This window comes from Edwardsiella sp. A.80236 (genome assembly GCF_044540725.1).
Lineage (GTDB): Bacteria > Pseudomonadota > Gammaproteobacteria > Enterobacterales > Enterobacteriaceae > Edwardsiella > Edwardsiella tarda.
In genome coordinates, this window is record NZ_JBIUCY010000006.1 from 84,883 (window position 1) to 97,326 (window position 12,444).

Genomic DNA, 12,444 nt, shown 5'->3' on the forward strand with positions numbered 1-12,444 from the left:
CGGATAACCCCTATGCACACATCACGCGATCCCCTGCACGGGATCACCCTCGAAGCTCTCCTCACCGCGCTGGTGGCGCGTTATGGCTGGCCGGAATTGGGGCGTCGTATCGCCATCAATTGCTTCCTAAGCGATCCCAGCATCAAGTCGAGCCTCAAGTTTTTACGTCGTACCCCTTGGGCGCGCGCCAAGGTGGAGGCGCTCTATCTGGCGTCGTTGCAGGATGACGCGGCCGACGCTTCGACGCCGTGGGAGGGTTGGCGCCGACGTAGCGACGACGAGTGAGGGGCCGCGCCCGCGTTGCGGGCGGCACAGGAACTCAGTACTATCTGCGCCGCTATCCACGAGGGGAAAGGTATGCCGAAAGTAAAACGGGTGCTGCTGGCGCCGATGGAAGGGGTGCTTGACGCCCTGGTGCGCGAGCTGCTGAGCGAAGTGAATGACTACGATCTGTGTATCACCGAGTTTGTGCGGGTGGTGGATCGTCTGTTGCCGGAGAAGGTGTTCTACCGTCTCTGTCCGGAGTTGCATCGTCACAGTCGTACCCGCAGCGGCACCCCGGTGCGTATTCAACTGTTGGGTCAGTCACCGCACTGGCTGGCGGAGAATGCCCAGCGCGCGGTCGCGCTGGGATCGCCCGGCGTCGACTTCAATTGTGGTTGCCCCTCGAAGGCGGTCAATGGCAGCGGCGGCGGTGCCACGCTGCTGAAGGATCCCGCGCAGATCTACGCCGGGGTGTTGGCGATGCGTCAGGCCGTACCGGCGGCGCTGCCGGTCACGGTCAAGGTGCGTCTGGGCTGGGAGAGTGCCAGCCAGCGTTTTGAGATCGCCGATGCGGCACAGCAGGCGGGGGCGACGGAGCTGGTGGTGCATGGGCGTACCAAGGAGGATGGTTATCGCGCCGATCGTATCGACTGGGCGGCGATCGGGGAGATCCGCCAGCGCTTAACCATCCCGGTGATCGCCAACGGTGAGATCTGGGATTATGCCAGCGCTCAGGCCTGCCTGGCACAGACCGGCTGCGACGCCGTGATGATCGGGCGTGGGGCGTTGAATATCCCAAATCTGAGTCGGGTGGTGAAGGATAACGCCGCGCCGATGGCGTGGCCGGAGGTGGTAGCGCTGTTGCAGCGTTACGTCCGTCTGGAGAAGCAGGGTGATACCGGTTTGTATCATGTCGCCCGCATTAAGCAGTGGCTCAGCTACCTGCGCAAGGTCTATCCCGAGGCGGAGACGCTGTTTCGTCAGGTGCGGCCACTGATGGCGACACCGGCGATCGCGGCGCACATCGACGCGCTGTCGGGCCAGGTGTAAGCGCCTCTCGCTCGGCGGCGGCCCGCCATGACTCGGTGAGCGGCGACTCGCGCCGCCTCTGCCGTTAGTCGTCAACGCCTGCCCGGCGTCCCAGCCGGGCGATCAGGCGAATGTAAACCAACTCACTCAGCAATTCTACCAGGGTCTGGCTGACGATCACCGCCGGTAGGAGCGGCAGCACGCCCGGTATGGCGAGCGCGAGCGGGAGTACCACCAGCGAATTGCGCGTGGCGGCGCTGAAGGCGATGGCGCGGCCTTGAGGGGCATCGAGACGCCAGAGGCGCGCCATGCCCCAGCCGATCAGCGGTGCGACGGCGGCGAACAACAGATAAATTGGCATACTCTGTAGGGCGGCGTCTGCCGCAGCCTCCAGGTGCGTGAGCGTGCTCGCTACGACAACCCATAACACCAATGCACAACTCGGTACCGGCAATAGCGCAAGGCCGTGGGCGATGGCCTGCCCGCGTCGACTGCGACGGCATAGGGTTTGCGTCAGCGCCGCCAGACACAGTGGCAATACGACTAACTGAAGGAATGCCGTGATAAACGGGGTGGGCTGAATGTGTTGCGCGGCTTGCGCGCCGAGGAACAGATGCAGGTAGAGCGGCAGCAACACCATTTGCAGCATGAGCAGCAGAGGGGTCGCGGCAAGGAGTGGACGCACATCGGCGCGTCCGAGTTGCGCGAAGGGCACCACATAGTCGATGCAGGGGGTTAAGAGCACCAGGAGGATACCGAGGCGTAGCAGCGGTTGGTCGGGTAGCAGCGGGAGTAGCAGGGTAAGCAGCAGTGGGATCAATAAAAACTGGGTCAGTAGCAACGCCGCCAGGAAGCGGGGCTGGCGCAATGCTCGCCCCAGTTCTCCAAGCGGTAACGGCAAGAAGGTCGCGTAGAGCATCAATGCCAAGGCGAGGGAGATGGCCTGGCTAGAGGGGGTGTGGGTCGGTAGCGTGAGGCCTTGCAGGATCGCCAATAGGATGGCGGCAAGATAGAGGGCGATCTGCCGGCGTTCTAGCCATTCTCTGCTGAGGGACATTGCGCAGCGAGTCCGTTAGTGATTTAGGGCGGCGTATCATAGCGTTAATGTGGCCAATTAAAAATCCCAGCCTGAGTGGGGGAATCGGGGAGACGGACGCCCCCCGACTCCCTGAGCCGCGGCTTAGTGACGTACCAGGCGAAAATCCATCAGGCGGTTACCCAATAGCGCCAGCGCCAGGCCGAGGAGGATCAGCAGTAGGCTATAGAGCTGTACGGCGCTCAGCGGGGTGGCAAAGACGATCTCATCGGCGGCCAACGCGATTAACGGGATCAGCAGGGTAAAGGGCATCAAGTAGCCGGTGTGGTTGCGTCTTAGCAAGCGTCCCCAGATGGCATAGGCCAGATGGGTAGCGATGTAGGCCAGATAGAGCAGTGCTAGCAGGGTGGTGAGATCGATCCCACGCAGGGCCGTTAGCGTAGCCTGTCCCCCGTCGAAGAGCCAGGCGGCGAGGAAGAACGGCAGGATCGGCGCCAACGCCGCCCAGGCGATCAAAGCCGGTAACGATCCCTGGATGCTGTCACGGATGCGTAGGCGTTGCAGCAGATTACCCAGCGCCAGGCAGAGGGCGGCCCCCAGCGCGAATAAGATGGCGCCATCAGGCAGAGAGAGGCCATCGGCACCCTGGTGTAACAGTAAGGCCACACCGGCGAAGACGAACAGGAGGGCGAGGATCTGGCTGGCGCGGATGCGCTCGCCGAACAGGAGGGTGCCCAGCAACACGGTAAATAGCAGTTGCAGTTGCAGCAGCATGGCGGCCACTCCGGCGCTGAGGCCACCATGCAGGGCGAAAAACAGGAAGGCGAATTGGCCGAAGCCAATCAGCAGGCCATACAGGATCAGGGTGTGCGCCGCGAGGGCCGGGCGCGGCAGGAGGAAGATGGCGGGCAGCGCCAATAACAGACAACGCAGGCCACCCAGTAGCAGCGGCGAGAGTTGTTGCAGCCCGAGTTGCATCGCCACAAAGCTGACGCCCCAGATCGCGACCACCAATAGCGCCAGCAGGGTATCTTTCAGCCCCATAATGCCTCCCTCATCTTGTCGTTTCATTCCCGAGCGGCGGTGCGGCGACCGTGGCCGTTTTGCCGTTTATCTCACTGATAAAACAACTATAGTCAATGCCATCTGTTCGTGTGTTTTTTCCCCTGTACGGCGGCGATAATTTTGAATGTCTGTGGTACGCCGCGCCATTCACATACGGAAACATTTTTATTTTTGCCGCCTTTCCAGCGAGCGATTAGGCTGTGTGCCGCCGCGCCCAGCGCGCCGCCAGCGTCTATACTGTATCGGCGCGTGTGCAGAGCACGGTAGCCGCTAATGCCATGATGGACATGCCTTTTCGGCTCACAATTCCCGCCGGGTGGGATACTGTTGGTCACCCGTACGGCGGGCTTCCCGGCGCATACCGGGCCATTCCCTAGCGAGATTAATGAAGAAACATGGTTGTTACACTCCGTTATTCCCTATTAAGTCTACTGATTCTGGGTGGCAGTCTGACCGCCTTGCCGACGGCGCAGGCCAGTGACAACACGCCCTCCGCGCAACAGCGTGCGCCGTTGGCGCTGGCGTCGGGCAGCGCCATGGTGATGGATTTGAATACGCATCAGGTGATCTACGCCAGCCATCCCGATGTGCAGGTGCCGATCGCCTCGATCACCAAGTTGATGACGGCGATGGTGGCGTTGGATGCCCATCCTGATCTCAACGAGGTGATCGCGGTCGATATCCGTCATACCAAGGAGCTAAAGGGGGTCTTCTCGCGGGTGCGGGTCGGTAGTGAGCAGACGCGTCGTGAGATGTTGCTATTGGCGTTGATGTCGTCGGAAAACCGCGCCGCCGCGACGTTGGCGCATCATTATCCCGGCGGCTACGATGCCTTCATTCGCGCCATGAATGCTAAGGCACGGGCATTGGGCATGACGCGTACCCACTACGTCGAACCGACCGGCCTCTCGCCGCTGAACGTGTCGAGTGCCCGTGATTTGGTCAAGTTGCTGCAGGCGACGAAGCGCTATCCGTTGATCAGTGAGCTGAGTACGACGGAGACCCAGAGCGTGACCTTCCGTCATCCGACCTATACGGAGACCTTTAACAACACCAACCATCTGTTACGCAATGACAAGTGGGACATCGCGCTGACCAAAACCGGTTTTACTAATCAGGCGGGGCACTGCCTGGCGATGCGTACGGTGATCGGCGGGCGTCCGGTGGCGCTGGTGGTGTTGGATGCCTTCGGTAAGTATACCCATTTCGCCGATGCTAACCGTCTGCGCGAATGGATGCTGACGGGCAAGGCGTCGCCGGTACCGGCGGCGGCGCTAAGCTACAAACAGCAGAAGAATCTGGGCCAGCGTCTGGCCGAAAATTAAGGCGTATCGCCCCATAATGGGGTGATGTGCTAGCGTTTTCCACGTGCGCCTGAGGGCGCACGACTTTTTGATCGTCGCGTCTTATGATACAGAGCGCGATCCCCGCAAGAAGGAGGTAGAGGGTGGCCGGTAGTAGTTTATTAACCCTGATCGATGATATTGCCTCGTTACTCGACGATGTGGCCTTGATGAGTAAGGTCGCGGCGCGCAAGACCGCCGGCGTGTTAGGCGACGATCTGGCGCTTAACGCGCAACAGGTGAGTGGCGTGAATGCCGATCGCGAACTGCCGGTCGTGTGGGCAGTGGCGCGCGGCTCCTTGCTAAATAAGGCGATTTTGGTGCCCTTGGCCCTGTTGATCAGTGCCGTGGCACCCTGGCTGATTACACCGTTGCTGATGTTGGGCGGCGCCTTCTTGTGCTACGAGGGTGCGGAGAAGCTGGTGCATAAGTGTTTACCGCGGGAACTCGACGCGGCGGAGGAGCCGGCGCTGCCAGAGGGAGATAGCGTCGCCTATGAGCGGAGTAAGGTGAAGGGCGCGATCCGCACCGACTTTATCCTCTCCGCCGAGATCGTTGCCATTACCCTGGGGACGGTGGCGAGCGCGCCTTTCATGCAACAAGTGTTGGTGTTATGCGGCATTGCCTTGGTGATGACCCTCGGGGTTTACGGCCTGGTTGCGTTGATCGTGAAACTGGATGATGCCGGCTTGTGGCTTTGCGCGCGCCGAGGGCGTCTGGCGCGTGGTGTGGGGCGAGGGATCTTGCGGGCGGCGCCCTGGTTGATGCGTCTACTGTCGGTAGCGGGGACGATCGCCATGTTCATGGTGGGCGGGGGCATCGTGGTGCATGGCTTGCCTTGGGTTCATCATGGCATCCTCGCCTTGAGCCAGTCGGTGGGGGCATTACCGACCTTGGGGGCGCTATTCGGCGGCATCGCTCCCTCGTTGCTGGCGATGCTGTTTGGCCTGCTGTTGGGGGTATTGATTGTGGGGTTGCTCCTTGGCGGGCAGCGTCTCCTGCGTCGTTGACGGAGGACGGCGGTAGCAGTCTGCCGCCGCCGCTCTCCTCTCTCCTCTTTGCGTTTCTCTTTTCGTTGGTATGCTTAATATCTCCTTGTTTTATTTTCGTATCCTTGCGTAGGTGCTGGAAAGGTATTAGCGTTTTCGTCCATATCCTAGCGAGAGATGTGTGAAAACAGAGGTGGGGTAATGGATTTAACGCTTGCTTTCCCCGGGTAATATTTGGATAAATAGCTGCCAAAGCGTTGTTGAGGGGGGAAGCGTGTTTAAGCACAAGCCTTGTCGTACCTTTATGCCGTTTCCAACGGGAAGTGCCGCGTTTTTCTCTCATCCGCTTTTATTTGTTTTTTATTTCATTTTTTGCGTAAGTTAACGAAGAATGTTGCTTTCGTTTGCTACTATGTAGCGTGTACAGCCTGATGGCGGAGAGCGGTGATATGTGCTGATTGTCGCTGCTATCGATGGCGCTCTCCTGCAAGCGGATAGACCGCGCCTGTCACCACGCGGGTGACGTCCCAGTTAGGTTGTTGCTAGGCTAGCTTTGAAAGTTGATGGTAGTTATTCGAAAGTTTGTGAAAGCAATCATGTTTTTCGGTTGTTTATGTTGAAAGCAATCGTAATGTTATTAATCTTAGGTCGAGGCCAGTTGAAGCCCGCTTCAACCGGTTTCGTAAGGGGACAAAAGTGAAAGCGGCAGCAATCGAAAGGCGTATGGAAATCTTCAACGTGGTGACCTCCCAAGGGAAAGCCCGCGTCGAGGAGTTAGCCGCAAGATTTAACGTCTCAAGCGTCACCATCCGCAGTGACCTGACCTTTCTGGAGGAGAACGGCTATATCGTGCGTTCGCATGGTGCGGCCATCCCGAATACCGGGGTGATTGCCGAACTGAGTGTCCACGAGAAGCGCCACCGTAATAGCGGTGTGAAATCCCAGATCGGTCTGGCGGCGGCCAAGCTGATTCACAGCGGTGACGCGGTGATTCTGGATTCTGGTACGACGACCCGTGAGATCGCAGGGCACCTACGGGGCCTCGAAAACGTGGTGGTCATGACTAACGGTCTGGATGTCGCCGTGGAGCTCGTCTCCTCACCGGGTATCGAAGTGGTGTGTACCGGTGGGGTGTTACGTAAGAGCGCAATGTCTTTTTCAGGTTCGCAGGCCGAAGCCTGCTTGAAAAACTTCTGTTTCGACAAGGTTTTTCTCGGGGTGGATGGATTCGATCTGCGAGCGGGTATCACTACGCACAATGAGCAGGAAGCGAGTCTTAACCGCTTGATGTGCGAGATCTCCGATCAGGTGATCGCCGTTGCCGACTCGACCAAGTTCGGCAAGCGCGGCTACCACATGATTCGGGATTTTACGGATATCGATATCCTGGTGACGGATTCCGGGGTGCCCGATGAATATGTCGAGCGTCTGCGGGAAGCCCACGTCGAAGTGATTATCGCTGAAAAAGAGAAGTGACGCGCTGACTCCACGGTAAACCGGTCCGTGTTTATTGTGGAGTTATTTTGATGCATCTGTTAGCGCAACTCGTTCAGCGTCACAAGGCCGGTGAGCCGGTCGGTATCTATTCAGTCTGTTCCGCTCATCCGTTGGTTATCGAAGCCGCGATGGAGCAGGCACTGCAGGATGATTCTCTCCTGCTGATCGAAGCCACCTCCAACCAGGTGGATCAATTTGGCGGTTATACCGGGATGACCCCGGCCGATTTCCGCGATTACGTGTGCCGTCAGGCCGATCTGCTGCAATTCCCACTCGCTCGTCTGATCCTCGGGGGTGACCATCTCGGTCCCAACCGTTGGCAGCATCTGCCCGCCGCCGAGGCGATGGCGCATGCCGATACCCTGATCGCCGCCTATGTGGCCGCCGGTTTCCAAAAAATCCACCTCGATTGCAGCATGTCTTGCGCCGATGATCCGGTGCCGTTGAGTGATGCCATCGTCGCCGAGCGTGCCGCCCGTCTGGCGGCCGTCGCCGAACGCAGCGCACGCGATCACTTCGGTCGCAGCCAGCTGGTGTATGTGATCGGTACTGAAGTCCCGGTGCCGGGCGGCGCTAAGGAGCATATCGACACGCTGGAGGTGACCTCACCGCAGGCGGCGCGTCAGACCATCGAATGTCACCGTGAAGCCTTTGCGCGGGCCGGCGTCGCCGACTGCTGGGAGCGAGTGATCGGCCTGGTGGTACAGCCGGGCGTCGAGTTTGACCATACCGGGGTGATCGACTTCCGTCCGCAGCAGGCGCAGGCGCTTAGCCAAGTCCTGGAGGATTACCCACACCAGGTGTTCGAGGCGCACTCGACCGATTACCAGACCGATCGCGCCTATCGTGAGTTGGTGGACAACCATTTCGCCATTCTCAAGGTCGGCCCGGCCCTGACCTTCGCCCTGCGAGAGGCGCTGTTTAACCTGTGCCATATCGAAGAAGAGATGTATGCGCCGGAACAGTGCTCCGGTCTACGCCAGGCCATTGAGAAAGCCATGCTGGAGGCGCCGCAGAACTGGCAGAAATATTACAGCGGTAGCGAAGAGCAGGTCCGTTTTGCCCGTCGTTACAGCTTTAGCGATCGCATCCGCTACTACTGGCCGACACCCGCGGTCCAGGAAGCGCAGCAGAAGCTGTTCGACAACCTGACCCTGGCACCGATTCCGTACCCGCTGCTCAGCCAGTATCTGCCGCGTGAATTCACCGCCGTGCGCGAAGGTCAGCTGACACTGCAACCCGAGGCGTTGGTTAAGGCGCACGTTAAACACATTTTATCCGGCTACGCGCAGGCCTGCCTGCGCAACTAATTAGGACGTGACTATGCAACAGTATATGGGATATGACCTGGACGCCCTACAGCGTCTCGGCGCGACATGGACAGCGAAAGAGATTGAACAACAGCCGGCTTGTTGGGCGAAGACCCAACAGATTGTCAGTGACATGCACGAACAAATCAGCAGCTTCTTACGTCACGCACTGGCTGCCGAGAATGCGCGGGTGATTTTCACCGGCGCGGGTACCTCCGCCTTCGCCGGACGCGCGTTGGTGCCGCTGCTGTCACGTTATGTACCGCGTCGCATGGAGGCGATCGCGACCACCGATCTGGTCTCCTGCCCGCAACAGTACCTGAGCGAAGATGTTCCGACGCTGTTGGTGTCGTTCGCCCGTTCGGGTAATAGCCCGGAAAGCGTGGCGGCGTTGCAAGTCGCTTCCGAATGTCTCAGCCAGTGCTATCACTTGGTGCTGACCTGTAACGCCGAGGGCCATCTCTACCGTTTCTGTCAGGATAGCCAGCATGCCTTGGCGGTGTTGACGCCGGCGGAGACCAACGATCAGTCGTTGGCGATGACCTCCAGCTTCTCCTCGATGATGATGGCGGCAGTTACGATTTTTGCCGGTCTTGATAAATATTCGAAAGATATCGAAGAATTTTGTAAAAAAAGTGCGGATTGGTTCAAACAAATAAACCAGCAATTCGTGGATAATATCCGGGCTGGGCAGTATCAGCGAGTTATCTACCTGGGAAGCGGAGGATTACAGGGATTGGCTCAGGAGTCGGCACTGAAAGTGCTGGAGTTAACTTCAGGCAGAATCGCTGCCATGTACGATTCCCCATTGGGATTCCGTCATGGACCGAAGGCAATAGTTAACAGCGAAACATTAATCTTTGTTTTTATTTCCAACGATCCTTATACGCGTAAGTATGATCTCGATCTGTTGCAAGAGCTACGCAGCGATAATGTTGCCAGTGAAATTATTGCCGTCTCTGCTTATACAGAACACGCTGTCACTGCCGGCCGGCATATTATCGTGCCAGGCGTAGCACAAAGCGATGACATTGGACTGTTGTTTGCTTATTTGATGTTGGTGCAAGCATTTGCATTCCATAATTCAATCGCCGTTGGCAATTCACCGGACAACCCATCACCTAGCGGGGAAATTAATCGGGTTGTACAAGGTGTCACTATTTACGGTTTTGAAAAATCACTCGAAGGGAAAATATATGAATCAGCCTAATATTGTCTGGACTCGTATCGATGAGCGTTTACTGCACGGGCAAATCCGAATTACCTGGGGTAAACATACTGAGGCCAATCTGATTCTGGTTGCTAACGACGAAGCGGCTGAAGGCGATAGCGCGGCATTCATGCAAGCAGGAATGAAGGCCTCTGCAGGCGGCGAATATGATGTACGCTTCTTCACGATTCAGAAAACCATCGATGTGATTCACAAAGCCGCCGCACGCCAGAAGATTTTTATTCTGTGCAATAATCCAAGCGATGTCGCGCGTTTAGTCGAAGGCGGTGTGCCGATTAAACATTGCAATATTGGCAATATGCATTTCCATGAAGGTAAACGCCAGATCGCGAAGACCGTATCGGTAGACGATAAGGATCTGGATGCTTTCCGTCGCATGATTGATTTAGGTGTTAGCTGTACCGTACAAAATACACCTGACCAATCTCCGGTTGATATTCTGACTCTGGCTAAAAGCGCCTAATTCAATGGGGGGCTGGTCCCCCCCATTGTAACTCTGCGGTAGAGGAATATATTTATGGTCTTTGAAGCGACACTCGTTGCCATTTGGGCATTCTTATGCGGCATCGATAAATACGATGTGGCATTAAATATTCACCGCCCACTAATTACCGGCCCGGTGGTCGGATTAATTATGGGGAATATGGAAATCGGCCTGATCGCCGGCGCGACGCTGGAGCTGGCTTGGCTGGGTCTGGTGCCGAACGCCGGGGCGCAGCCGCCGGATGTCACCATGGGCACCATCGCCGCCGTGGCATTTGCCGTGATGACTGGCCAGTCACCGGAAGTGGCGATGGGGGTCGGCATGCCGATCGCCGTACTGATGCAGATGATCGTCATCGGCTTCTTCGCGCTGACGGCGTTCACCATGGGGAAAGCAGACGAGTATGCGGAGCAGGCGGATGCCGGCGGGATATCGCGCTTGTTGATCGGCACTATCGTCACGCGTTCGATGCTCTACTTTGTGATCGCTTTCGCCACCGTCTACTTCGGTGAGCATGCCGCCGATTGGATCGACAAAAACACACCGAAAGCGCTGCTGGAAGGCCTGGGTATCGGCGCCAAGATGGTTCCGGCAATCGGCTTCGCCATGTTGCTGAAAATCATGTGGTCCAAGGAGATGGCTGGGGTGTTCTTTATCGGTTTCGTGATGACCACCTACCTCAAGCTGCCGATCATGGCCGTGGCTATCCTCGGCGCATCTATCGCCGTGTTGTACTACTTCTTCAGCGGTAATAAGTCCAATTCACAGCAGCAGGTTAAAGAGGAATTCGAAGATGGCATCTGAAGTCATTATCTCTCCGGCGCAGGAAGAAACACGTAAGGCCGCCAGCCTGGTGGACAACGTGGATGCTTATCAGGATGGTGAAGTCCGCAAGGTGATCACCAAGAAGGATCTGTGGAAGTGCGCGTTCCGCGGGTTGTTCATGGAAGGTAACTTCAACTTCGAACGTATGCAGGGCGGTGGCTTTGCCTACTCGATGATCCCGGCCCTGAAGAAGATCCACGGTAATAACCGCGCAGATCTGGCTAAGTCGCTGAAGAACCATCTGCAATTCTTTAACGCCAGTCCGAAACTGTTCACCTTCCTGCTGGGCACCGCCATCGCGATGGAAGAGAACAAGGAGAAGCCGTCTACCATCAACGTGATGAAGGTAGCGGGCATGGGCCCGACCGGCGGGATCGGTGATGCCATCGACCATATGACGTTGATGCCGTTGACGCTGGCGCTGGGGGCCTCCATCGCCATCGATGGCTCCATCGCGGGTCCGTTCGTGTTCTTTATCCTGTATCAGATCGTCCACTTCCTGGTCTACTTCGGCCTGATGTTCATGGGCTATCGCGCCGGTACGGCGGCGATGGTGAGCATGAGCGATGCCACCGAGAAGTTGGCGCGCGCCGCCAACATCATGGGTATCTTCGTCATCGGGGCGTTGTGCGCCACCTTTATCCGCTTCAGTACCACGGCATCGATAGAGTTGGGCGGCAAGACGGTGGATCTCCAGAGCGCCTTGTTCGACAAGATCATGCCAAACATGCTGCCGTTGCTGTTGGTCTTCTTTATGTTCCGCATGGTGAAGGGAACCGGCTTCTGGGCTAAGCCTCCGGTGCTGATCTTCTCGACCTTGGCGGCCGGCGTCGTCGGCCACCTGATGGGTATTCTGTAATCGTCGCTCCCCGCGCCATCATCGATGGGCGGGGAGTTTACCAATGAGTCAGTTGTAAGGGTTATTCCATGATTGGTCTTGTCATTTCCGGTCACATCCACTTCGCTAGCGGCATGGCTTCTGCCGTACGGGCCATCGCCGGCGAACAGCCGCAGATGCGTTTTATCGATTTTGTTGAGTCCATGTCTACCGACGATCTGGAGGCCGCCTTGCGCCAGGCCGCCGATGAGGTGGATGGGGGCGAAGGTGTCCTGTTCCTGACCGACCTGCCGGGGGGATCGCCCTGTAATCGTGCGCTGAATGTGCTGATGAGCCGTGACGGCGTTGAGGTGTTAGCCGGGGTCAACCTGCCGATGATCGCCAACGCCGCCTTCGAGCGCGATGGTGCCACGCTGGCGGAGTTGGTGGCGATCCTGCAAGAGATCGGCGCCAGCAGCGTACAGAATATGCGTCAGACGCTGGAAGCCGCGATGGCCCCCGTCGAATGCGAAGCGAGCGACGGACTGTAAGAT

Annotated in this window: 13 protein-coding genes; 11 read left to right on the forward strand and 2 right to left on the reverse strand. The window is 57.9% G+C overall.

The genetic code is table 11. The features are described from left to right. Positions 1 to 12 precede the first annotated feature (12 nt). Complete coding sequence (locus tag ACEQFP_RS07265; RefSeq protein WP_035600729.1) at positions 13 to 285, forward strand: VF530 family DNA-binding protein; 273 nt, start codon at positions 13 to 15, stop codon at positions 283 to 285. A 72-nt stretch (positions 286 to 357) separates the two neighbouring features. Further along, positions 358 to 1,314, forward strand: coding sequence for a tRNA dihydrouridine(16) synthase DusC (gene dusC, locus ACEQFP_RS07270; RefSeq protein ID WP_035600732.1), 957 nt, complete (start codon positions 358 to 360; stop codon positions 1,312 to 1,314). Between the two features lie 64 nt (positions 1,315 to 1,378). Here the strand turns inward: dusC and ACEQFP_RS07275 are convergent, their stop codons facing one another. Together ACEQFP_RS07275 and ACEQFP_RS07280 are read right to left on the reverse strand one after the other, a co-directional pair. Next, positions 1,379 to 2,350, reverse strand: coding sequence for an arsenic resistance protein (locus ACEQFP_RS07275; RefSeq protein ID WP_370558335.1), 972 nt, complete (start codon positions 2,348 to 2,350; stop codon positions 1,379 to 1,381). 123 nt (positions 2,351 to 2,473) lie between these two features. Then, positions 2,474 to 3,373 (reverse strand): EamA family transporter, encoded by a 900-nt coding sequence (locus ACEQFP_RS07280; RefSeq protein WP_005294358.1) that lies wholly within the window; start codon positions 3,371 to 3,373, stop codon positions 2,474 to 2,476. A 416-nt stretch (positions 3,374 to 3,789) separates the two neighbouring features. Here ACEQFP_RS07280 and pbpG point away from each other — a divergent pair, with 416 nt between their 5' ends. The 9 genes from pbpG (at position 3,790) to agaF (ending at position 12,441) form a co-directional block, all read left to right on the forward strand. Next, entirely contained in the window at positions 3,790 to 4,719 is a 930-nt protein-coding gene (gene pbpG, locus ACEQFP_RS07285) for a D-alanyl-D-alanine endopeptidase (RefSeq protein WP_005288777.1), read from the forward strand. Between the two features lie 122 nt (positions 4,720 to 4,841). Beyond that, entirely contained in the window at positions 4,842 to 5,747 is a 906-nt protein-coding gene (locus ACEQFP_RS07290; RefSeq protein ID WP_370547269.1) for a DUF808 domain-containing protein, read from the forward strand. A gap of 675 nt (positions 5,748 to 6,422) precedes the next feature. Further along, positions 6,423 to 7,202, forward strand: a complete 780-nt coding sequence (gene agaR, locus ACEQFP_RS07295; protein ID WP_005294363.1) for a transcriptional repressor AgaR — start codon at positions 6,423 to 6,425, stop codon at positions 7,200 to 7,202. A 50-nt stretch (positions 7,203 to 7,252) separates the two neighbouring features. Then, positions 7,253 to 8,533, forward strand: coding sequence for a tagatose-bisphosphate aldolase subunit KbaZ (kbaZ, locus tag ACEQFP_RS07300; protein ID WP_005288761.1), 1,281 nt, complete (start codon positions 7,253 to 7,255; stop codon positions 8,531 to 8,533). A 13-nt stretch (positions 8,534 to 8,546) separates the two neighbouring features. Continuing rightward, a complete protein-coding gene (locus tag ACEQFP_RS07305; protein WP_370547270.1) occupies positions 8,547 to 9,743 on the forward strand; it encodes an SIS domain-containing protein in 1,197 nt (398 codons plus the stop codon). After that, the gene (agaV, locus tag ACEQFP_RS07310) at positions 9,730 to 10,227 is read left to right on the forward strand and encodes a PTS N-acetylgalactosamine transporter subunit IIB (RefSeq protein WP_005288756.1); all 498 of its coding nucleotides are present in this window, start codon (positions 9,730 to 9,732) and stop codon (positions 10,225 to 10,227) included. The genes ACEQFP_RS07305 and agaV overlap by 14 nt, the downstream gene beginning before the upstream one ends. A gap of 54 nt (positions 10,228 to 10,281) precedes the next feature. Next, complete coding sequence (gene agaW, locus ACEQFP_RS07315) at positions 10,282 to 11,052, forward strand: PTS N-acetylgalactosamine transporter subunit IIC (RefSeq protein WP_005288753.1); 771 nt, start codon at positions 10,282 to 10,284, stop codon at positions 11,050 to 11,052. After that, positions 11,042 to 11,932 carry a PTS system mannose/fructose/sorbose family transporter subunit IID gene (locus ACEQFP_RS07320; protein WP_005288749.1) on the forward strand — a complete coding sequence of 297 codons (891 nt, stop codon included), beginning with the start codon at positions 11,042 to 11,044 and terminating at the stop codon, positions 11,930 to 11,932. The genes agaW and ACEQFP_RS07320 overlap by 11 nt, the downstream gene beginning before the upstream one ends. 68 nt (positions 11,933 to 12,000) lie before the next feature. Continuing rightward, positions 12,001 to 12,441, forward strand: a complete 441-nt coding sequence (gene agaF / locus ACEQFP_RS07325) for a PTS galactosamine/N-acetylgalactosamine transporter subunit IIA (RefSeq protein ID WP_005288746.1) — start codon at positions 12,001 to 12,003, stop codon at positions 12,439 to 12,441. The last annotated feature ends 3 nt before the right edge of the window (positions 12,442 to 12,444 follow it).